This is a genomic window from Arthrobacter sp. D1-29, from assembly GCF_054130585.1.
Genome location: NZ_CP096383.1, coordinates 4594432 through 4616089, shown reverse-complemented (window position 1 = coordinate 4616089; position 21658 = coordinate 4594432). Strand labels below are relative to the sequence as shown.

Sequence of the window (21658 nt, the reverse complement as noted above, 5' to 3'; positions counted from 1 at the left end):
AGCACACCCAGTTCCCGAACTTTCAGCAACAACATCAGAAACCATAGGAGAAGCAATGACTGATACTGCCCCGATCCGGGTCACCGTCTGGAACGAAAACCGGCACGAACAGGAACACGAGCAGGTGGCAAAGCTCTACCCCCAGGGCATTCACGGCGCCGTGAAGGAGGGCATCGAGGAGAACCTGGGTGCCGCCGTCGTGGTCCGCACCGCCACCCTTGACGAACCGGAACACGGCCTCACCGAGGAAGTCCTGGCCAATACGGACGTCCTGACCTGGTGGGGTCATATGGCCCATGGTGCCGTCGACGACGAAATTGTCGAACGGGTCCACCGCCACGTCCTGTCCGGCATGGGCCTGATCGTGCTTCACTCCGGCCACTGGTCCAAGATCTTCACCAAGCTCATGGGCACCACCTGCACGTTGCGGTGGCGCAGCGAGCAGGACCGCGAACTGGTCTGGACCGTGGACCCCACGCACCCGATTGCCAAGGGAGTCCCGCATCCGATCATCATCGACGAGCAGGAAATGTACGGCGAGTTCTTCGACATCCCCGCGCCGGAGGAACTGGTTTTCATCAGCTCGTTCAGCGGCGGCGAAGTGTTCCGGTCAGGCTGCACCTTCCGCCGCGGCCACGGCAAGATCTTCTACTTCAGCCCCGGGGACCAGGACTATCCCGTGTACCACCACAAGGACATCCGCCGGGTCATCTCCAACGGCGTCCAGTGGGCCGCCACGGACCGGGACCGGCGAGAGCTGCCGGAACTGTTGCGCTACGACACCAACGAGTTCTTCAAGGGCGCCGGGTACCAGGGCGCTACAGCCATTTACGAGGACAGCGACGCATGAGCCGCCCCTCCGCCACCATCGACGACGACGGCACGCCTCTGAAAGTGGTGGTGGTGGGCGCCGGTGCCATGGGCCGCGCCTGGCTCGGTGCCGTGGAAGCCTCGCCGCTGGTGGAACTCCGCGGCATCGTGGACCTTGACCTGGACGCGGCGCGCGCCAGCGCCGCTGCGATCGGAAAGCCGGACCTGCCGGTGGGGACGGGAACCGCGCAGCTGGCGTCCGACGTCGGCGCCCAGGCTGTTGTCAACGTCACCGTTCCGGCTGCCCACCATCCGGTGACCACCGAAGCCCTTTTTGCCGGGCTGCCCGTGCTGGGGGAGAAGCCCGTGGCTTCCACGGTGGCCCAGGGGCTGAGCCTTGCGGCAGCTGCCGAAGCCACCGGCCAGTTGTTCATGGTGAGCCAATCCCGCCGGTACAACCGCAACCTCTTTGCAGCCAAGGCTATGGCCGGCGGGGTGGGGCGGCTGGGGATCGTCTCCGCTGACTTCTTCAAAGCCCCCCGTTTCGGTGGGTTCCGCGACCAGATGGACCACCCGCTGCTGCTGGATATGGCCATCCACCAGTTCGATATGGCCCGTTTCCTCCTGGACGGTGATCCTGTCTCCGTTTTCTGCGAGGAGTACAACCCGCCGTGGAGCTGGTACCGCGGCGACGCCGCGGCCGTGGCGTCCTTCGAGATGTCCGGCGGCCAGCGGTTCGTCTTCAACGGAAGCTGGTGCAGCCCGGGGCTGGAAACGTCATGGAACGCAGCCTGGCGGCTGGGCGGCGAACACGGGACCGTGCTGTGGGACGGCGAAAACCAGCCGACGGCGGAGACCTCGCTCATGGCGGAGGCTTCCGGCCCGGAGAGCACCGGCTTTGCCCCGAACGGCGGGACTTTTGCATTCAGCAGCGTGGCGGACCCGGGTACCGAGGTCCACGGTTCCCTCCGGGAATTCGCCACCGCCCTCCGGACGGGAGCGGCACCCATGGGCCAGGTACACGACAACATCCTCAGCCTGGCCATGGTGGAAGCCGCGATTGAGAGCGCCGCCACCGGCCGGCGCATCAGTATCGACGCTCTGCTCCAGCGCTCCTACCGCCAGGCGGTCCTGGACGAGAAACGGCCCGACGTCGCGGATGTCCTTCTGTCCTGGGCCACCGCGGGCGCCTTTTCCGCGGCTGACCTCGGTCCGTCACATCAACCGATCCACTGACGGCCCCAACTGACTGGCAGCAGACGTCGTGAAACAGCGTTTTCGCAGCGTCTGCTGCCAGCCACTTTCGAATCAGATGGTGCGGGTTGCGTTGGCGAGGTTTTCCTTGAGTTCGGCTTCGTCCTGACGGATGACATATGCCGGCCGGTCCCGCTCCACCCGCCAGCTCTCGGACAGCAGCCCGATGTTGACGGTGTCGAAGCCGAACTCGTCGTACAGCCGGGTGACCAGTTCAGCCGCCTCCGGGTAGTCGCTGGCCGTGGCCAGCGCCCGGCGGTTCGGCGTGCCGGCGGGGGTGCCGTCGGTGGTGATCTCCGAGGCCATGATGTGGTTGAAGCCCTTGGCTACCTTGGACTCCGGCAGGTGTTCCTGGAGGAGCCCGGAGGTTGTTGCCTCACCCCTGTCCAAGGCCGGAATGCGACCGTCCCGTTCCCAGTAGTAGTTGTTGGTGTCGATGACGATCTTGCCCGCCAGCGGCTCCACCGGGATGTCCCGGTAATTCTTCAAAGGCACGGTTACGACGGCGTAATCGCCCGCCGCTGCTGCCTCTTCCGCCGTTGCGGCGCGGGCGTTGGGGCCAAGTTCCGCCACCAGGCCGCTGAGGGTTTCGGGTCCCCTGGAGTTGCTGATAACCACGTCATAGCCGAGTTCAACCGCCTTCCGGGCAATCTGGCTTCCAATGTGTCCTGCACCGATGATTCCTATTGTTGTCATGTCCGGCCCAACAGCCCCTCCAGCCCAGATATTTCAGCCGATCCGCGGGAATATTTCAGCCACGGGCTGCCAGTAGTTCCGCCGGGGTGAGTTTCGCAGCGAAAGCCGGCGCGGCGCCGTCGAGCTCTTCTTCCGCAAGGCGGCGCGTCTCCTCAGGGCTGGCGTTGAGCACAGTGGGCGCGAAGCGGACATGGACGGCATCGCTGATCCCCACGAAGTCCAGCCAGTCAGCGAAGAAGGTGCTGCTGAAGTCCTGGCCGAAGGCCGGCGGAACTCCCGGTGCGTACACGCCACTGGTGTGGATGGCCATGGCATGCTTCCCCTCCAGGAGGCCGCTGTAGCCATCCTTCGGATCAAAGCCGAAGCTCCAGCCGGGCTGCGTCACCAGATCGATCCACTGTTTGAGGGCATAAGGGACGCCGGCATTCCACATCGGGATGTTGAAGACGTAGGCGTCGGCAGCCGCAAACTGGTCAAAGACGGCACGGGCTGACTCCCACGCGGTGAGCTGCTCCTGGGTCTGCTCCTGGCCCGAGAATACCGCCATCTTGGCCGCAGCGGCGGTGGTGCCGAACTCGGGCAGGGCGCCGGGATCGAACACGTTCAGGGTCTGGATATCAATGTCCCCGGGGGTGGAGGCCTGCACGGTCCTGATGAAATGCCGGGCCAGCTGCAGGGAGCCGCTCCTGGTGCCTCGGGGGGACGCGTTGACATGGAGGATGGTGGGCAAGGGATTTCCTTTCGAAGTGGGCTGGGCTGAAGGCCCGTCCATCCGATCCTTCCTGCGCGCGGCGGGTGACGTAAGAACGCACTCTGAAGTGCCTAAGGCACGCTGAGGTGCCTCCGGCAGAGCGCCCCGAGTACGCTGGTGTCCGCACGCTGGACCATGAGGGGGACATTGACCATGACGCTGACGGCCGATCAGAAGCGCCAGGAATCGCAGGTGGCCTACAACGCCGGGCTGGAGCACTGTCCGGCGCGCCAACTCCTGGAAACCATCAGCAGTAAGTGGGTCACCCTGGTGCTGCTGGAGCTCGCGGAGGGGCAGTTGCGGCACAGCGAACTGAGGCGCCGGATCCCCGGGGCCAGCCAAAAAATGCTGACCTCCACCCTTCGTGCCCTCGAGCGCGACGGCCTGTTGCGACGCCACGTCACCCCGTCGGTTCCGGTGCGAACAGATTACGAACTCACACCGCTGGGGCGCTCGCTGCTGGGCCTGGTGTACGGGCTCAAGGACTGGGCCGAAACAAGCATGCCCGCGGTGGCACTGGCGCGGACGGAGCATGACCGGAACGTGCCGTCCTGACGCCCGCACGCAGGAACGGTCCTGCCCCGCATAAGCGGTGCGGGGCAGGACCGCTCGTGCGGGACAGGGCCGCTCATGCGGGCAGAGCCGCTGTCGCCTGAGCGGGAGCGGTTACGGATGAGACTTCCGGGCTTCCGACGGCGGCCCTTGCGGCCGGCTGGTCAGAACTGTCCGGTTGTTCCTCCCGAAGGCGGTGGAATGAAGCCCCGGCCGCGCTTCTCGTCCTCCCGGCGCTGGGCTGCGCTGCGGAGCTCGCCGTCGGCAGTTTCGTCCGACTCGCCCTCAACGTCCACCAGGCCATTGGTCTGGTCAAACGGGTGGGCAAACCGGTTGTGCTCCGGCTGGTCCACGCCGCCCGGGCCTGCAACGTCCGGGCCTGCCGCCGTTGTCCCGCCAGGGGCTGCAGCGGTTGTCCCGCCTGCGCCAGCGCCAGCGCTTGACCCTAACCCTGCGACAGCCCCGGCACCGGCGTCGTCGGCTCCCGAACCCACGGTGCCGCCGTGGACGGTTCCCCGCCAGGCGCCGCTCGCGTGGCCTTCGTGCTCGATGAACTTCTTGAACTTCTTCAGGTCCATCTCGGCCTGCCGCGCCACCACATGGAGGAGGTCGCCCACCTTTTCCACCACGCCCTCGGGCTGATAGTCCAGGGTCAACGCGATGGCTGTCTTGCCGCCGCCAGCGTCTTCGAACTCAACGGCGCCGGCATTGGTGGCGCCGCCGGTGGATGCCCACGCTACCTTCCGGTCCGGCACCTGTTCCAGGATCCTGGCTTCCCACTCGCGGCGCACACCGGCGATCCGGGCCACCCATTTCAGGCGGTCATCACCGAGTTGGGTGACGCTCTCGACGCCGCCCATGAAGTGCGGGAAGTCCTCAAACTGGGTCCACTGGTTGTAGGCGGTAGTTACCGGTACATCCACCACAATCCGCTTCTCAACTTTTGTGCTCACAACGTCTCCTTCCACGTGACGTGAATCTGACGAAGAAACCGCAGGAACGGCCCTGGCCCGCATAAGCGGTGCCGGGCAGGGCCGTCCAAGCGGGGCAGGGCCGCTCGCGCGGGGTGCTGCAGCCGCAGAACCCGACGGCGGCCGCCCGGTCAGTGCTGGCCGAGGCCGCCTCCCACGGGCGGAAGGCCGCCGTCGGGCCTGTTCTCGTTCTCCCGGCGCTCGCCGGCGCTCAGGTTTTCGCCCTCCACCGTCTCATCGGATTCGCCCGTCATGTCCACCAGGCCATTGGTCTGGTCGAAGGCGTGCCCGATCCTGTCATCGCCCAGGTCGGCCACCGAACCTGTGGAGCCGGCTGCCGCCATCGTGCCGGATGTTGTGGTGTCTGTGGTGGTGTCCGTCGTCAATGGCGTGACCGTGGCTGGCTCCCCGGGAGCGGTTGGCGTTACCGTTTCGTCGGCAGCTGCGGTGGCGCCTTTGTTGCCGCCGCTGGCCATGGCTGCCGCTGCACCCGCCGCGGCTGCCGCCCCGGCAGCTGCCGCCATCTTGCCCGAGACGCCCGCCTTGCCGGAATCACCGCGGGATGCCGCCGCGTCCTCAACGCCCGGGGTGCCCACGGAGGCCCCCTCATTCACCGTGCCCCGCCAGGCGCCGCTGGCATACCGTTCGTCCTCGATGAACTCCTTGAACCTCTTCAGGTCGGCCTCGGCCTGCCGCTCCACGACGTTGAGCTTGTCACCCACCTTCTCGATGATGCCCTCGGGCTCGTATTCAACGGTCAGCCGCAGCGAGGTCTGGCCCCCGCCGACGTCTTCGAACTCCACGGCACCGGCGTTGGTTGCCCCTTCCGTGGCAGCCCAGGCCACCTTGCGGTCCGGGATCTGCTCCAGGATTTTGGCCGTCCATTGCCGGCGAATGCCGCCGATCTCGGCCACCCATTCCAGGCGGTCGTCAGTCAGTTGCGTCACGCTTTTGACGCCGCCCATGAAGTGCGGAAAGTCCTCGAATTGGGTCCATTGGTTGTAGGCCGTGCTCACCGGCACGTTCACCAGAATGCGTTTTTCCACCTTCGTGCTCACGATGTCTCCTTAGACTGGAACCGGAGCTGATGAGGACAGCAGTAATTCATCAGCATGCTTACCATACCTTCCGGGGAAGCCTGCGGCCAGAGCAAATGTACGACGCCGCGACTCGCCAATTGCTTTGAGCTGGGTTCCGGGCAGCCTCCTTTCGAGGGCCTCCCGGACTGCCGGGCTAGGCTTGGAACTTATGGAGTACAGAATCCGCCAGGCCACTCCTGAGGACGCCGAGGCCGTGGTCCAGATGCATACGCTGGCCCACGAGGAGTGCTACTCGCACCTGCTTCCTTCGGACTTTTTCGCCGCCCGCCGTGCCAGCATTCCGGAGCGGATTGAACGGCGCCGCGCTTACCTTGGGGTCCGGGAGCCGCGGCTCATCGCCCTGGATCCAGGCGGTCAGGTGGTGGGGCTGGCCGACGCCGGCCCCGGCCGTGACAAGGACCAGCCGCACGCCCTGGAACTCTACTGCCTCTACACCCTGAGGCATACGCACGGCTCGGGACTCGGCCGGACGCTGCTGGAGGCCGCGGTTGGTGCGGCTCCCGCCTACCTGTGGGTGCTTGAAGACAACCCTCGCGCCCGCGCCTTCTATGGCAAGCACGGTTTTCGCCCCGACGGCGCGCACAATTTGTTGCCGCCGGACTGGTATAGGTTGCCGGAGATCCGGATGGTCAGGGATCCGGGTCAGTAGCCGCCCGTCGTCTGCGCTAACGGCCGGAAGTGGGCTCCGCCTGTCCCGTGTCAGTTTTGGAGAAGTCTGTGCTCGGGAAGTCGGCGCCTTCGGCAGGATCCTGGGAGTGCATCCGGAGATCAGTGGGGTCAGCGTCGAGGTCCCCTTCTGCCGGAGCCTCGTTGTGGATGCGCTCCGTTGCCTCTGGTTTGTCAGTCATGCCCTGCTCCCGCGGTGTGCTGGAAATCTTCGGTCAGCTTTATTCAGCGCTCCCAACTGCATGCTGTCAAGAACCCCGCAAACCTCTGGCCGCGGGAAACGTTCTGTGCTGGACTGGGTGGTGCATTGCGCCTCTATCACCCGTTTCACCAACCAGTACCCAGCCCGCTGCTACTGCGGGCTGTTGGAAGGATTGTTATGGCAACGCACAAGATCGGATACTTTGTCGGCAGCCTGGCAACTGGCTCCATCAACCGGACCCTGTCCAAGGCCCTGATCAAACTGGCTCCGGCCGAGCTGGAGTTCACTGAGATCGCCATCAAGGACCTGCCGCTCTACAGCTACGACTACGACGCGGATTTCCCGCCCGAAGGCCGGGCCCTGAAGGAAGCCATTGAGGAATCCGACGGCATCCTCTTCGTCTCGCCCGAGTACAACCGGTCCATCCCCGGCGCCCTGAAGAATGCCATCGACTGGGGGTCCCGCCCCTGGGGAACAAACTCCTTCGCCCGCAAACCCACCGGCATCATCGGCGCGTCACCCGGCGGCATCGGCACAGCCGTGATGCAGTCCTCCATGCGCAGCGTGCTGAGCTTCCTGGACGCGCCGCAGCTTAATGCCCCGGAAGCTTACGTCAAGTTCAATGCCAACGTCTTCGGTGAGGACGGCGAGGTCAAGGACGAGTCCACAGCCAAATTCCTGAGTCACTACATGGAGGAATACTGCGCCTTTGTCCAGCGGGTCCTTGCTGCCAACGCACCTGGCCACATCGGTGACCCGGAGCCGGACAGGGAGAAGCTGTCGCGCTGACACACAGGTTGGTGTAACGGATGCGGCGCTGGACGGGGAGCCTGCACATGACTTAGTCCAGCGGAAGGGTGACTGTCACGCAGGTGCCGCGTCCCGGACTGGAGCAGATATCAACGCTGCCTCCGGCCTCATGGACTGCCACTGACATAAGCCGCAAGCCATAACCGTGGTGCCTGCCGCTGATGGCGATCCTGCTGTCAAAGCCCGAACCGTCGTCGGCCACTACCAGGCGAATGCCGTGGTCCACCGCGGCGAGCTGGATGGTGAGCTCGGAAGCATCTGAGTACTTCAAGGAGTTGCTCAACGCTTCCCGGGCCGACTGGTACAGCAGGGACGCGCAGTTCGCCGGGATCTCGATGCCCCAGTGCGGGGTGTCCCAGCGGACCGCGGTACCTTGCTGGCGGAGGGGCGCCGTGAGCCGGTCAATGCAGCCGGCAAGCCCCAAGGTGTGGAAGTCGAGCGGATGTTGATCCGTGATCACGCCTCCCACGGCTGTTACTTCTTGAAGAGCTGATTCGCTTCCCATGACTTCCTGCTTCCCCGCAGCTGGTGGTCTTATGCTTCAAGACTGAACCGCCAAGCGCATGGGTTCCGAAGGGTTTCGTCAAGATCAGATCAAAAGTTGAAAGGGGTTTGCTATGCAGGAATAACGGTGGCACCACCCTGCCGGTCGACGTGCACGGCGAAGGGCAGCCCGCCGGCCTGAAGCCCCTCGAAAGTGCACGCACCAAAGGGTGTGGGGACACTGGCGGAAACCGTGGGCAGCAGCCCGGGCCCCTGCGGTGTCAGGCCCAGGGTTGCCAGCATCAGGGGGATTGCCGACGCGGCGGCCCAGGCCTGGGGGCGGCACGACGCCGGGTAAGGCTGGGGCCCGCCCTGGGCTTGGCTGTGGCCGGAGAACAGCTCGGGCAGCCGGTAGTCGAAGACTTCGGCTGCGTCCATGACACCGGCAGCCAGGAGGGCTGCTTCGTCGTTAAAGCCGGCTTTTGTCAGGCCGTCCAGGGTCATAGCCGTGTCATGAGCCCACACGGACCCGGAGTGGTAACGCAGGGGCCAGTAGGCTCCGTTCCCCGTATCCAAAGTGCGGACACCATAACCGGAAAACATGGTGGGGTGCATGATCCGGCGTGCCACAAGCTCGCTTTCCTCCTCATTCAGAATGCCGGTGCCCAGCAGGTGGCCCATGTTGCTGGCGACTCCATCAACCGGCCGCTTATCCACATCCAGTGCAATCGCCGGGTACGCCCCGATCTCGTCCCTGCACCAGAACGCACTGCGGAACTTGTCAGCCATGTTCGCTGCATAACCCCTCCAGTCCTCAGCGCCTTTAAGTCCGAACGCCTCCAGCAGATCCGCAGCGTGTGTAGCCGCCTGATAGGCATAAGCCTGCACCTCTGCCAGCGCGATGGGACCTGTGGCGAGCGAGCCGTCGTTCCATCGGATGGAGTCCGCGGAGTCCTTCCAGCCCTGGTTGGCCAGGCCGAATCCTGTCTCGTCGATGTACTCAAGGAAGCCGTCGCCGTCCGGGTCCGCCCAGTCCCGGAGCCAGAGCAGTGCTTCTTCAAGGTTGCTCATCAGGTCCTTGACTTCCTCCTCGGGCATGCCCCATTTCCAGGCGTCGTGAAGAAGGGAAATCCAGAGGAGTGTCGCGTCAACTGTGCCGAAATAGACGGGCGGAAGCCGCAATTCGCCGTTGCTGGCGTCCTCGGGCATCCGGAATTCGCCGCGGCGCACTTCGTGAAGGATCTTGCCTGGTTGTTCCGCAGTGGCAGGATCGTACTTTGTGCCCTGGCGGGCGGCCAGCGTGCGCAGCGTCCCCGCTGCCACTGACGGCTCAACCGGGAGGAGCATTCTGGCTGCGATCAGCGAGTCCCGTCCAAACAGCGTGAAGAACCAGGGAGCCCCGGCGGCAAGGAAAACATCCTGCGGCGAGGAAAGAGCAGACATTCGCAGCCCTTCAAGGTCACCGAGGGCCTTTTCTGCCAGCGCGCTCAGGCGCCGGTCATCAGCACGGACGCGGAATGATGCAGTCGTGGGCTGGGCTGCAACGAAGGGGGCAAGACTGTCCTTGGCCTGGACCTCCCAGCCGACCCGGGCGGTACCGCGGGCCGGAATCCTTACTTCCCACCGGAGGCGAAGCTGGCTGCTGTTCGGTTCAATCACGGCCCCTGGCGCGCTGATCGAAGAGCTGACGCCTTCGTCGGCCGCCTTCCAAACCCCGCCGTCCAATACCGGCGGGACAGGGTGCGCCCTGCCACCGGCCTTCACCGACTCCAACGGTGAGAAGTCGGACCCGAGCTCCATCTCAACCAACGCTGTAACGTCCTTGCTCAGATCGGATCGCAGGATGATTTCCTCGCTGACGCGATCGGGGAGGATGCTGCGGCGGCGGGTCAGGCTGACCAGCGGATCTGGATTCTCGCTGCCGAGGGTCCGGATGAGGGCCTGGAAGGACACAACATGGCCCTGGGCCGAGGATGAGCCAACAGGTTCTGGTTCCTCACCATTGATGGTAAGTACAGCCTCATCGATCACCCGGGTATCGGCACAGTAGATGCCCTGGACGCCGCCGCTGCGCCGCAGCTGTCCGTCATGCTCAGACCAGACCTGCATGGGAGCGGCCAGGAGGACATTCAAATCGTGAAGGAAGGGCTGCCGGTTGTTCATTGATACTCCTTGGCCGCAAGCGCGGGACATTGCTCGGGACGTACTACGGGTGCGAGGTGGATATTCGCTGGTCAAAGTGGGCGCAGATTCCAGGCTCACTGATTGTTGATCTCTCAGGCCTTGACAGTGGCAGAACTCACAACCATCATTGTGAAACACCCGTTTGATCGTTCAAATACAGTTTTACAGCAAAAGTTGATCGATCAAAAGCCCCTTGACCTGATGGCCCCGGTTCACCGCTCCTTCTCATCGCGGTGTTCACTGCCCGACGGCGGAGGCACCTTGGGCAGCCCGCTCACCGTAGGCGGACTGACCAACTCCAATGAACACGCACGTCACTTTCAGCGCGCCCATTGACGGACGCCTTCCAATGAAGCAGAGGATCCCCACGAATGAAAACACCACGCGCCTCCCGCCTCGCAGCAGCGATCACCATTTGCGTCACCGGCGCCCTTGGCCTGAGCGCCTGCGGTTCCGGTTTTGCCAGCTCGGACACTAAATCATCAGATGCGGGCTCGGGACCGATCAGCGTGCTGATCGCCTCTTCCGGCGATGCAGAGGCAACCGCTGTGAAATCTGCCGTGGCGGACTGGTCCAAGACATCCGGTACCGAAGCCTCCGTGAACGTAGCCTCAGATCTGATCCAGCAGCTCAGTCAGGGCTTCGCTTCAGGAAAGCCTGCCGACGTTTTCTACCTGTCCCCTGACCAGCTCAGCGGCTACGCCTCCAACGGTTCCCTTGAGCCCTACGCTGACTCCCTGGCCAACAAGGCTGACTTCCAGCCAAGCCTGACCAAAGCCTTCACCTATGACGGGAAGTTCTACTGCGCACCCAAGGATTCCTCCACGCTGTCCCTTGTCATCAACATTGACCTGTGGCAGGCGGCAGGTCTGACCGATGCCGATATTCCCACCACCTGGGACGAACTCGAAGCCACGGCCAAAAAGCTGACCTCCGGCAACGCCGTCGGCCTGTCCTTCGGCCCTGAAGTCGCACGCGTCGGTGCCTTCTTCCCCCAGGCAGGCGGGTCCCTGCTCAGCTCCGACGGCAAAACAGCCACCGTCAACAGCGCCGAGAACGTGAAGGCACTCACCTTCGTCAAGAAGATGCTCACCGATGGCGTGGCAAAGTACTCCTCTGACCTGGGCGCCGGCTGGGGAGGCGAGGCCTTCGGCAAACAGCTTTCGGCTATGACGATCGAAGGGAACTGGATAGCAGGAGCCCTGTCCAAGGACTTCCCGTCCATCAAGTACCGCACGGTAGAGCTTCCGGCAGGCCCCAAGGGCAAGGGCACCCTGCAGTTCACCAACTGCTGGGGAATCGCAGCTGACAGCAAGAACAAGCCCGCAGCAAAGGCCCTGGTTGAGCAGCTGACCGGCACCCAGACCCAGATGACCTTCGCGAAGGCCTTTGGCGTCATGCCCTCGGTCGTTTCTGCCGAGAGCGAGTTCAAGAAGGAGTTCCCCGAACAGGAAGCCTCCATTGCCGGCGTCGAGTATGCCCAGACCCTCCCGTCCCAGCCCGGCGCAGCTGACGTACTCAAGGACTTCAACGCGAAACTGGCAACGCTGCAGACCTCAGATCCGAAAGCCATCCTGGATTCCATCCAGACCGAAATGACGGCGACGTTGTCAAAGTGAGCACCCTGACACGCAGTACCCGCGGAACCGGAACCCGCAGAAGCGGGACTAAGGGCAACCAGAACGCCACCGGGTGGCTCTTCACGGCTCCCGTGCTGATCATCCTCGGCCTCTTCCTGGTCCTGCCTGTCATCATGGCAGCCTGGGTCAGCATCTCGGACTGGACGGGAAGGGGGAGCCCGTTCTCCGGCGGCACACACTTCGTGGGAGCAGAGAACTTCGAAGCGGTTATCTCGGGCGGCGGCCTGGCCGAAAGGGACTTCGGTACCGCACTGCGGAACAACCTGTACTACGTTGTGCTGGTTGTTCCGCTGCAGACCATAGCATCCCTCTTCTTGGCGGTACTCGTTAACAGCAGGATTCTGAAGGGAAAGGGCTTCTTCCGGACCGCCTTCTACTTCCCCTCCGTCACCAGCTCAGTGGCCATCACGGTCCTATGGCTGTTCCTGTTCAATGCCACAGGAGCTGTGAACAAATTCCTGTCACTGCTGGGGATTAGCGGCCCTAACTGGTTCCAGGAACCTACCGGGATCATCCATCTCCTGGCGCAGTCGGTTGGCATCGGCGAACCGCCCGCGGCGTTGGCGTCCGGAACACTCATGGGGGTGAGCTGGTGGGACTGGCTTTCCGGGCCTTCCGTGGCCATGTCCGCCTTCATCCTCATGGCGATATTCACAACCTCCGGGACGTTCATGCTGCTCTTTATCGCCGCTCTGCAGAACCTGCAGGGCGAACTTGAAGAAGCGGCAATGCTCGACGGCGCCGGCGCCTGGCAGCGCTTCTGGTACGTAACCCTTCCCATGCTCCGTCCCACGCTCTTCACCGTGATCACCCTCGGTCTGATCGGCTCGTGGCAGGTGTTCGACCAGATCTACACAGGCACACAGGGCGGACCCGCAAAGACCACCCTCACCCCCGCCTACCTTTCCTTCAGCACCGCCTTTAACAATCAACAATGGGGGCAAGGCGCAGCCATCGCATTCCTGCTGTTCGCCATCATCATCGTCTTCACCGTCATCCAGCGCCTGATACTGCGAGAACGTGAATCCGTGCCCCGCCGCAAACGAATGAATCCAAAACCGAGCCGAGGGAGAGCACAGTGACTGCGCTGATAGCCGATACGCCGGAAACCGCCGCCCCGGCATCCCCAGCGCCGGGCAAGACCCGCCGGAAACGCCAGGGGAAATTTATTTGGCTGGCCTACCTGGTCCTCATTTCACTGGCCGTGGTCTATATATTTCCGTTCCTCATCAACCTCGCCACCTCATTCAAGACCGAACCCGACGCCGCGAGCGATCCCCTGTCGCTGTTTCCGGCAACCTGGTCCACATTGGCCTACGAGAAGCTTTTCCTCAATTCGGATTTTCCATTGTGGTTCGGGAACTCCGTGGTGGTCACGGTCTTCGTCACCTGCGGGCGGGTGTTCTTCGATCTGCTTGCGGGCTATGCCCTGGCCCGGATCCCCTTCCGTGGAAGGTCCGTTATTTTCGCGGGAGTCGTGGCTGTTATGGCCGTCCCCGGGGTCGTTCTCTTGATTCCCAAGTTCCTGGTGATCAACCAGTTGGGACTTTACGACTCCTACGCGGGAATGATCATCCCGCTCATGGCAGATGCGGCCGGCGTGTTCATTATGAAGAACTTCTTCGAGTCCATCCCGGCAAGCGTCGAGGAACAAGCCAGAATCGACGGCGCAGGGACCTTCCGCACTTTCTGGTCCGTCGTCCTGCCTATGTCCATGCCGGCAGTGATGACCATCGTCATTCTCTCGTTTCAAGGTTCCTGGAACGAGCTGAGCCACTTCATCATTGCCGCCCAAAGTCCTGAGCTTGTCACTCTTACCAAGGGTGTGGCCCAGCTCTCGTCCGGCCAGCTCAGTGCCGGAACGCAATATCCGCTCAAACTGGCGGCAGCAGCCATCATGACCATCCCGGTGGCCATAGTGTTTTTCATCTTCCAGAAAAGGATCATGAACAGCACAGCCGGAGCGTTGAAGGAGTGAGCGCGCGGTCTACCTAGGGAACACTGCTTTGGACTGGAGTGCGCCATCCCGACTCCAGTCCAAAGCCTCCCGACGACGGCGCTGTTGTCCTACACTGGTGGAGCACAGGCCTTGAACGTTCAAGAAGAGCCTTGGAAATTTCAGTTACCAGCAGGGAAGCAGAGGTCAGATGGGTTCCCGGCCAACCCTGGCGAGCCTGGCGCAGCAACTTGGTGTTTCCAGGCAAACCATTTCGAATGCCATCAACGCCCCCGAGCGCGTCAGTCCCCCCACGCTGGAACGGGTGACGGAGCTCATCGCCGCTTCCGGATACCGACCGAACATTGCCGCACGGCAACTGCGCACCCGCCGGTCCCGAAACCTTGGTTACCGGCTCTTTCCCTCAGCGGACGGCATCAACGGTGCCATCATGGACCGGTTCCTCCACTCCCTCACTGCGAGCCTTCAACAGCACGGCTACCGGGTTACGGTCTTTGCCGTCCCGCACGACGACGCTGAAATCGAAGCCTACGGGGAGCTCCTGGAGACATCCGACCTTGACGGATTTATCCTCGCCGACACGCGTCAGGATGATCCCCGGACGCGCTGGCTCATGGATCGGGAAGTCCCGTTTGTCACGTTCGGGCGACCCTGGAGCGCTGACAATGACGCATGCCCCCACGCCTGGGTGGATGTCGATGGCCAGGCCGGGACCGTGGAAGCAACACGATATCTGCTCGATCAGGGCCATCGCCGCATCGGCTTTCTCGGCTGGCCGGACAGTGACAGGCCAGCAAGGGAACGCCCCGCCGGGTATGACCTGGGACGGGACCGGAGGGAAGGCTGGAAAACTGCATTGTCCCCCCACTTGGGGCCACACGAACTGGATCTTTTGTCAGTGGGCGTCCCGGACAGTATCCGGGAAGGTGCAGCAGGAGCGCTTACCTTGCTGGCCAACGGCGCCACAGCAATAGTCTGTGCCAGTGATTCCCTGGCACTCGGTGCCTCGGAACAGCTACGGGCCGCCTTCCCGGACAAGGTCCCGGCAGTGATCGGCTTCGACGACACTCCTGTCGCCGCCGCGGTGGGAATGAGCAGTATCGCCCAGCCGATCGAAGAGGCGGCGGGCACGGTTGTGGACATCATGCGCTCCATCCTCGACGGCCCATCGAGCCAGCAACGCACGCCCGAGCATGTCCTTCTTCCCTCCCGGCTTGTCCTGCGCGACGGCGGAGGCCCACTGGCCACGCCGCCAGGACTGTAAAACCCGGCCAACGCCACGAGGGTGCCATGCCGCCGGCTGTGGCCTCAAGTGTTCGTTCGCGCCTGGCGGAGGCCGCCGGCTGGGGCCTCAAGTGTTCGTTCGCGCCGTGGGGCCCGCTGGCCACCCCGAAGATCTGACCTCAGGCGCAGCGGAAGCTCAAGGCCTTCTGCTGTAACTCAAGGTTTCCGTGTTGAGCCTCCTACGGGGTGCGCTCTTCTTTATGAAACCTTGTTCTATCCCTTCCTTTTTTGTGCTTATGGTTTGCGTTCCCCTTGGAATAGTCAAAGTCAGTAGATATTTGATAACTTCGGGCAGGGATTGCGAATAATGAGTGACAGGTCACATTGTGATGCGGTAAACCGGGCTGATGCCTGGAAATCCCCAGGTTTTGTGAAAACGCAGCCCGGTATAACGCTCCGGTGATTACAGTCCTCATTCCGGCCCACAACGAGGCCGCAGGAATCACCGCAACGCTCCAGTCACTTAAAGATCAAACTCTTCCGCCGGGCAGGGTGATTGTCGTCGCAGATAATTGCACAGACGCTACGCAGCAGCTGGCACTTGCCCAGGGAGCTGAGGTTGTCCCGACGGAGGGGAACGTGGACAAGAAGGCCGGAGCACTCAACTTTGTCCTCAGCAGGCTGCTTCCGGACGCTGCGCCCGAGGACTTGATCCTTATCCAGGACGCCGACTCCCAACTGTCCGCTGACTTCATCGAACGGGCAGTGGCTCACCTGCAGGCGGATTCGCGGCTTGGTGCGGTTGGAGGGGTGTTCAGCGGGGGAAGCGGCGGAGGATTCGTTGGCCACCTGCAACGGAACGAATATGCCAGGTACGCCCGCGACGTCAAGCGGCTTAAGGGGAAATGCCTGGTGGTTACGGGCACTGCGGCGCTGTTCCGGGCGCGGACCCTTCGGGACGTTGTGGCAGCCCGCCTGGACGGTTCCCTGCCTCCCGGCAACGGACGCGGTGGGGTATACGACACGTCCGTCCTGACAGAGGACAACGAGCTCTCCTTCGCCCTGCTCACCCTCCATTACCGGATCAAGTCGCCGGCTGACTGCACTCTGGTCACAGAGGTCATGCCGTCCTGGCGGGAGCTCTGGGCCCAGCGGCTTCGGTGGAAACGTGGAGCCGTGGAGAACTGCGTCCAGTACGGATGGACGCGGGTCACCCGTCCCTATTGGGGAAGGCAGGCACTGGCCGTGGTTGGAGTGCTGGTGACACTTGCCTATTTCGGCACGGTGGCGTTTGCACTGGGCACGGGGGCAGGGCTGCACATCCAGCCATTCTGGCTTGCCGTGACCGGTGTCTTCGTGATCGAACGTGTGGTGACGGTGCGGCTGCGGGGATGGAAATACATGCTCGGGGCCGCCACCATGTACGAGCTGGTGATCGACCTGTTCCTGCAGGTGGTCCACGCGAAGGCGTATGCAGATGCAGCCCTTAACAACAAGAAAGCCTGGTAACACTTATGTATGACAACCCAGCAGCCCCGGCCGCAGCCGGAGTAGGTTCTGGAACGCTCGCCATGACGGGGGCCGGCGACCTCTTCTGGTTCGCCCTCGCCGCGTTTGCCCTGGTGGCCCTCGGAATGGCCGTCAAGAGGATCGTTCCCGTCCGTGGGGCAAAGTCCTAGCCAGCAACACGCGTTGAAACCCCGTCAGGGGTAACAGCACAATGCAGGGCGGCCAGTTGGCCGCCCTGCATTGTGCGCAAGCGGGTGCAAGCGGGATGCTAGGTCACCACACTGACGGGGTTTGAGCATCCGCCGGCATCGCAGACCTTGTATGAGGTGGTGCTCCCGCCCTTGAACTTGTTCACATAGCTGCCTGTGTTGGCCACCGTCCGGGGCAGGCCGTTGATCCAGAGGGTGACGTTGGTTCCCACGGCGCCGGCCCACTTCAGGGTGGTGGTGTTAACCCCCTTCGACTTGGTGGTGGCGGCGGTGAGCTTGATGGCCGGGACAGGCGCCGGAGCCGGCGCAGTGGACGCAGCGGTGAAGGAGAAGTCACGGATCACAACGGTTTCCGGCTTCACATGGGCAGGATCCCCGCCGCCTCCACCGGTGACCCACAGGTTGAAGTGGATCTGTTCCTTGGCCGGGACGGGAACGGTAGCGCCTTCCAGGACGGTGCGCTTGAGCAGCGTGCCCACAAAGCCAGCGCCGGCGTAGGTTTCAAACGTCAGCTTCCCGGGTTCCCAGACCATCCTGTGCGTGGTGACGGGACTTGCAGTGACATCAAAAACTATGGTGTTGTTTCCCTGCCCCGGTGGCTTGCTTGCATCAAACCAGTATCCGTGGCCCTGCGTGACGGGCCACGACTCGCCGTACGCAGCCCCGCCGCCCCAGGCGGACGCCTCACACAGGTCGATCTCGTTGAAACCCGGTGCGGCCAAGGGATCGTAGGTGAACAGGCACCCCCACACCACTTCCTTCTGCAGCAGGCTCAAGTTCTTCTCCACAGTGGTTGAGTAGGTCCCGTACCCAAACCCTTGCCTGGTGGACTGGAACTCCGCTCCCACCGGAGCTTCCCGGGTGGGATTTGTCAGGGTCATGGTGACGTAACCGTTGGCATCCGGGTTGCTGACGTTCCCGGCAGCAAAAGCCTTGTTGTACTGCGGAGCTCCACCCCAGAAACGCTTCTCCCAGTTGAAGCCTTTCCAAGCGAAGTTTCCAGCCGGACCGGGATTTGGATCCATCGGAGTGGTGTCTGCCGCGGAAGCCGGCGGGACAGACACCAGCATCGCCAGCCCGGCCGCAGTGAACATCGCCAGCAGTTTCAGCCAGCGGGAATGATCCGGAACGGAAAACCGAAAAGAAGCCATGTAACGCCCCTTACCTGTTGCTCCCCAGTGAGCAGCTTCGCGCCCCATTGAGCGCTCCTTGATCATGGGCCACATCTGACCCACAACGCAATAGCTTCAGTGGGGTGAAATTGAGTCCCAAATATCCTCAAGAAAGACGCAATTTTTTCCCATCCTCAAGAATGACTCAAAGTAAGGGAAATTTGCGTAAAGGAGCGATTTCGGTCTGTAGGCTCATGTTCAGTCTTCAGGGTTGAGTTACTGCAATACCCATCCATTCGGTTTATGAATCCGAATACAACATGAAATAGCGTGATGTAGTGCCGATGCGGACTGCTGAAGCGCCGATATGACTAAACGCACGATTTTGGCGGCGCCGCCCTGGGGTGAGCAGCCTGCAATCTCCGGCGTGCACAGGAATCTAACGGACTAGTGGGGGAGTAGATGGTTGAGCGGGGTATTGCTGTTGTAGTGGAGGACGACGACGACGTCAGGACATCTCTGACGGAGGTGCTGCAGCAGTCAGGTTTCGCTGTGCATGCGACGGTTTCCGGTATCGAGGGCGTGGAGGCGGTCCGGGAGCACAACCCGGTGGTCGTCACCATGGACGTTGGCCTGCCGGACTTTGACGGCATTGAGGCATCGCGCCGGATCCGTACCTTCAGCGATGCCTACCTCATCATCGTCTCGGGCAGGGTGGAGGAAGCGGATGCCCTGATGGGGTTCGAGGCCGGAGCCGACGACTACCTCACCAAGCCGTTCAGGCCGCGGGAGCTCAGGGCCAGGATCGCGGCAATGCTCCGGCGGCCCCGGGCCCTAAGTGCAAGGGCAACAGAAACCACCTCAACACCGCAACAGGGGAACGGGTACCCATCCGGACATCAGCGGCCGGCGCCGCCGCCGTCGTCCCCTGTCTCTCCTGCCGGCCACGTTGCCGAGCGTCAGGGAACAATCATCCGCTGCGACTTCGAACATAAGGGATTGACCCTGCACGAGGGATCGCGCATGGCTGCCATTGATGGCCGGCCGCTGGATCTGACCCGGACCCAGTTCGACCTGCTCCTGGTCCTGATGGAAAACGGACGGGTGGTGCAGACCAAGGCTGACCTGGTCCGCCGGCTGAGGAACGAGCCCTACAACACCGGCTCCTATGTAAGCACCGGCGAGGAGCGCGCCGTCGAGGTCCATTTGGGAAATCTGCGCAAGCGCCTGGGCGACAATTCACGCGACCCCCGCTGGGTGGAAACGGTCCGGGGTGTGGGCTACCGGATGGCTCCGTAAGGCCCCGCCTCAGTCCGGGTCTGCCCGAAAGCGCTGTGCGGGGCTGGTTCCTTCGGCGACTGTGCCGGCCGCAGCAGAAGGCGCCGCAGCACCAGCACCAGCACCGGCACCAGCGGCGTCGGTGTCGGCATTCGCCGGAGGGTGTTGGAGGCCTGCCGCCTCGTAGATCTCGGGCTCATCCAGGGTTTCCTTCTCCAGCAGCCGTTGTGCCAGGGAGTCGAGCCGCCAGCGGTTTTCCTGCAGAAGGGTCCGTGCCCGTTGGTGGCATTGCTCCACCAGGGCCCTGACCTCCTCGGCCACCGCGTCCAGCATGCCTTCGGACACGCCGGCAGCCCGCGGGTCACCTTCTTCGGGCAGGACCTGCACCGGCCCGATTCGTTCGGACATGCCCCAACGGCCCACCATCATCCGGGCGAGGTGGGTGCTGGTCTGGAGGTCGCTTTCGGCACCGGTGGTAACCAGGCCAAACACCAGTTCCTCAGCCACCATGCCGCCCAGGGCTCCGGCGATCCGCCCCCTGAGGTAGTTCTCGTCGTAGCCGTACCGGTCCGTGTCGGGCGTGGAGAGGGTCACCCCCAGCGCACGGCCCCGCGGAATGATGGAAATCTTCCGGACCGGATCGGCGCCGGGTTCCAGCATGCCCAGGAGCGCGTGCCCTGATTCGTGGTACGCCGTCCGCCTGCGCTCCTCGGCCGGCATCACAACGTTCCTCACGGTTCCCAGCTGGACCTTTTCCAGGGCGTCCAGGAGATCCCGTTGGCTGACGGCTGACCGGGAACGCTTGACTGCCAGGAGTGCTGCCTCATTGACGAGGTTCGCCAGTTCAGCCCCCGTCATGCCTGGCGTGATCCGGCTGATCGCTTCCAAATCGGCGTCCGGGCCAAGTTTGACGTTGCCGGAATGCACCCGGAGAATCTGCGCTCGGCCGGCCTGGTCCGGGGCATGGACTGTGATGGAACGGTCAAACCGGCCAGGCCTCAGGAGTGCGGGATCCAGGACATCCGGCCGGTTCGTGGCGGCCAGGACAACAATGCCCTCCGATGAGGAGAAGCCGTCCATTTCGGTCAGGATCTGGTTCAGCGTCTGCTCGCGCTCATCATGCCCGCCCACTGACAGCGAACCGCCCCGCTTGCGTCCGATGGTGTCGATTTCGTCGATGAAGATGATGGACGGCGCCGCCTCCCGGGCGGCCTGGAACAGCTCCCGGACGCGGCTGGCTCCCACGCCCACCACCATTTCGACGAACTCAGAGGAGCTTGCATGGAAGAAGGGGACGCCGGCTTCTCCCGCAGTGGCACGCGCGAGCAGCGTCTTGCCGGTTCCCGGCGGGCCGCTGAGAAGGACCCCCTTGGGTGGTTTGGCACCCAGGTCCCGGTATCTCTGCGGTTGTTTGAGGAAGTCAACCACTTCTGAAATTTCGGCTTCCACTTCGTCGATCCCGGCCACGTCCTTGAAGGTGACCCTCACCTTCTCCGGGTCCACGGGCTGGAACTTCTTGCCTGCCCCGAATCCGCCCAGGCCGCCGAGCAGTCCGGACTGTTTCTTGAAGAGCCAGAGATAGAACGCCACCAGGAGGGCAATGGGGGCGACGGCGATGAGCAGGTTGGTCAGGACACCCCGTTCATCAACCAGGGGCGTGGCCCGCACCGTGACATCGTTCTGCTCCAGTTCGGTCAGCAGGCTGTCGTCGGCGAACAGGGGACGCTCGGTGGTGAACTGGCTGTAGTTGGCCCCGCCGCCGTCGGGCACTGGCCTTTCGGACCGGAGGCTCCCCTCAATGGTCTGACCGCGCGCGAAAACTTCCGAAATGTTGTTGTCCCGGACCTCTTCCTTGAACTCGGTATAGGCGATGGACAGTGGCTGGTTTTGCCGGTCCTGGAGGGACAGCACAGCGAAGAAGGCAAGGTAGAGCAGGACAAACACCAGCGTGCGCTTCCACCCGCCGAAGCGTTTTTCAGGCTGTGACTGGCGGGCAGGCAACCCTTCGGTCCGCCACGGCGTCTTGCCGTCGGCGGCCGCGGGCGGGGCGGAACCGCCATCCTGTTGTTCGTCCTTGGACGGTGCTGGTTCGGCCATGGGATACCTCCGGGAAAGATCCAGCCTTCGCACTTTTTACGATACTTGTTCCCACCATTCGCCTCATCTTCCCGTGCCAGGCGAAAGGTCCGCATGCAGGGCCTGTACCCTCAGGACGGGGCCTTGAAACCAGGGCGCCGGGAAGCGGAGGCG

21 protein-coding genes are annotated in these 21658 nt (G+C 63.3%); 12 read left to right on the top strand and 9 right to left on the bottom strand.

The window, feature by feature from the left end; genetic code table 11:
• Positions 1-55: 55 nt before the first annotated feature.
• Entirely contained in the window at positions 56-850 is a 795-nt protein-coding gene (locus M1E17_RS20975; protein WP_457963889.1) for a ThuA domain-containing protein, read from the top strand.
• Positions 847-2046 (top strand): Gfo/Idh/MocA family protein, encoded by a 1200-nt coding sequence (locus M1E17_RS20970; RefSeq protein ID WP_457963887.1) that lies wholly within the window; start codon positions 847-849, stop codon positions 2044-2046. Before M1E17_RS20975 ends, M1E17_RS20970 begins: the two co-directional genes overlap by 4 nt.
• Before the next feature lie 72 nt (positions 2047-2118).
• Here M1E17_RS20970 and M1E17_RS20965 read toward each other — a convergent pair whose 3' ends face one another.
• Both M1E17_RS20965 and M1E17_RS20960 read right to left on the bottom strand, forming a co-directional pair.
• Positions 2119-2760, bottom strand: a complete 642-nt coding sequence (locus M1E17_RS20965) for an NADPH-dependent F420 reductase (protein ID WP_457963886.1) — start codon at positions 2758-2760, stop codon at positions 2119-2121.
• Positions 2761-2815: 55 nt separating this feature from the next.
• The gene (locus tag M1E17_RS20960) at positions 2816-3490 is read right to left on the bottom strand and encodes an FMN-dependent NADH-azoreductase (protein WP_457963884.1); all 675 of its coding nucleotides are present in this window, start codon (positions 3488-3490) and stop codon (positions 2816-2818) included.
• Positions 3491-3664: 174 nt separating this feature from the next.
• Here M1E17_RS20960 and M1E17_RS20955 point away from each other — a divergent pair, with 174 nt between their 5' ends.
• Positions 3665-4066 (top strand): winged helix-turn-helix transcriptional regulator, encoded by a 402-nt coding sequence (locus M1E17_RS20955; protein ID WP_457963882.1) that lies wholly within the window; start codon positions 3665-3667, stop codon positions 4064-4066.
• A 161-nt stretch (positions 4067-4227) separates the two neighbouring features.
• Here M1E17_RS20955 and M1E17_RS20950 read toward each other — a convergent pair whose 3' ends face one another.
• The gene (locus M1E17_RS20950) at positions 4228-5016 is read right to left on the bottom strand and encodes an SRPBCC family protein (protein ID WP_457963880.1); all 789 of its coding nucleotides are present in this window, start codon (positions 5014-5016) and stop codon (positions 4228-4230) included.
• 149 nt (positions 5017-5165) lie between these two features.
• Positions 5166-6092: an SRPBCC family protein gene (locus M1E17_RS20945; RefSeq protein WP_457963878.1), complete on the bottom strand. Its 927-nt coding sequence runs from the start codon at positions 6090-6092 to the stop codon at positions 5166-5168.
• A 190-nt stretch (positions 6093-6282) separates the two neighbouring features.
• Here M1E17_RS20945 and M1E17_RS20940 point away from each other — a divergent pair, with 190 nt between their 5' ends.
• Positions 6283-6783, top strand: coding sequence for an N-acetyltransferase family protein (locus tag M1E17_RS20940; RefSeq protein ID WP_457963877.1), 501 nt, complete (start codon positions 6283-6285; stop codon positions 6781-6783).
• A gap of 16 nt (positions 6784-6799) precedes the next feature.
• Here M1E17_RS20940 and M1E17_RS20935 read toward each other — a convergent pair whose 3' ends face one another.
• Entirely contained in the window at positions 6800-6982 is a 183-nt protein-coding gene (locus M1E17_RS20935) for a hypothetical protein (RefSeq protein WP_457963875.1), read from the bottom strand.
• A 197-nt stretch (positions 6983-7179) separates the two neighbouring features.
• On the opposite strand from M1E17_RS20935, the gene M1E17_RS20930 reads away from it, so the two are divergent.
• The gene (locus tag M1E17_RS20930; RefSeq protein WP_457963873.1) at positions 7180-7791 is read left to right on the top strand and encodes an NADPH-dependent FMN reductase; all 612 of its coding nucleotides are present in this window, start codon (positions 7180-7182) and stop codon (positions 7789-7791) included.
• Positions 7792-7843: 52 nt separating this feature from the next.
• On the opposite strand, the gene M1E17_RS20925 is transcribed toward M1E17_RS20930, so the two are convergent.
• Together M1E17_RS20925 and M1E17_RS20920 are read right to left on the bottom strand one after the other, a co-directional pair.
• Positions 7844-8317 (bottom strand): sensor histidine kinase, encoded by a 474-nt coding sequence (locus M1E17_RS20925; RefSeq protein ID WP_457963871.1) that lies wholly within the window; start codon positions 8315-8317, stop codon positions 7844-7846.
• A gap of 110 nt (positions 8318-8427) precedes the next feature.
• Positions 8428-10458 carry an amylo-alpha-1,6-glucosidase gene (locus tag M1E17_RS20920; protein ID WP_457963870.1) on the bottom strand — a complete coding sequence of 677 codons (2031 nt, stop codon included), beginning with the start codon at positions 10456-10458 and terminating at the stop codon, positions 8428-8430.
• Between the two features lie 392 nt (positions 10459-10850).
• Between M1E17_RS20920 and M1E17_RS20915 the strand changes: the two genes are divergently transcribed.
• The 6 genes from M1E17_RS20915 (at position 10851) to M1E17_RS20890 (ending at position 16979) form a co-directional block, all read left to right on the top strand.
• Positions 10851-12098: a sugar ABC transporter substrate-binding protein gene (locus M1E17_RS20915; RefSeq protein WP_457963868.1), complete on the top strand. Its 1248-nt coding sequence runs from the start codon at positions 10851-10853 to the stop codon at positions 12096-12098.
• Positions 12099-12103: 5 nt separating this feature from the next.
• Positions 12104-13201 carry a carbohydrate ABC transporter permease gene (locus M1E17_RS20910; protein ID WP_457967867.1) on the top strand — a complete coding sequence of 366 codons (1098 nt, stop codon included), beginning with the start codon at positions 12104-12106 and terminating at the stop codon, positions 13199-13201.
• An 86-nt stretch (positions 13202-13287) separates the two neighbouring features.
• A complete protein-coding gene (locus tag M1E17_RS20905) occupies positions 13288-14097 on the top strand; it encodes a carbohydrate ABC transporter permease (protein ID WP_457967865.1) in 810 nt (269 codons plus the stop codon).
• A gap of 169 nt (positions 14098-14266) precedes the next feature.
• Positions 14267-15340, top strand: a complete 1074-nt coding sequence (locus M1E17_RS20900) for a LacI family DNA-binding transcriptional regulator (protein ID WP_457963867.1) — start codon at positions 14267-14269, stop codon at positions 15338-15340.
• A gap of 419 nt (positions 15341-15759) precedes the next feature.
• The gene (locus tag M1E17_RS20895) at positions 15760-16809 is read left to right on the top strand and encodes a glycosyltransferase family 2 protein (RefSeq protein ID WP_457963865.1); all 1050 of its coding nucleotides are present in this window, start codon (positions 15760-15762) and stop codon (positions 16807-16809) included.
• 5 nt (positions 16810-16814) lie between these two features.
• Positions 16815-16979: a hypothetical protein gene (locus M1E17_RS20890; protein ID WP_457963864.1), complete on the top strand. Its 165-nt coding sequence runs from the start codon at positions 16815-16817 to the stop codon at positions 16977-16979.
• A gap of 98 nt (positions 16980-17077) precedes the next feature.
• Here the strand turns inward: M1E17_RS20890 and M1E17_RS20885 are convergent, their stop codons facing one another.
• Entirely contained in the window at positions 17078-18169 is a 1092-nt protein-coding gene (locus tag M1E17_RS20885; protein WP_457963862.1) for a hypothetical protein, read from the bottom strand.
• Between the two features lie 423 nt (positions 18170-18592).
• Between M1E17_RS20885 and M1E17_RS20880 the strand changes: the two genes are divergently transcribed.
• Entirely contained in the window at positions 18593-19429 is an 837-nt protein-coding gene (locus tag M1E17_RS20880) for a response regulator transcription factor (RefSeq protein ID WP_457963860.1), read from the top strand.
• 9 nt (positions 19430-19438) lie between these two features.
• On the opposite strand, the gene ftsH is transcribed toward M1E17_RS20880, so the two are convergent.
• Positions 19439-21505 carry an ATP-dependent zinc metalloprotease FtsH gene (gene ftsH / locus M1E17_RS20875; protein ID WP_457963859.1) on the bottom strand — a complete coding sequence of 689 codons (2067 nt, stop codon included), beginning with the start codon at positions 21503-21505 and terminating at the stop codon, positions 19439-19441.
• Positions 21506-21658: the final 153 nt, after the last annotated feature.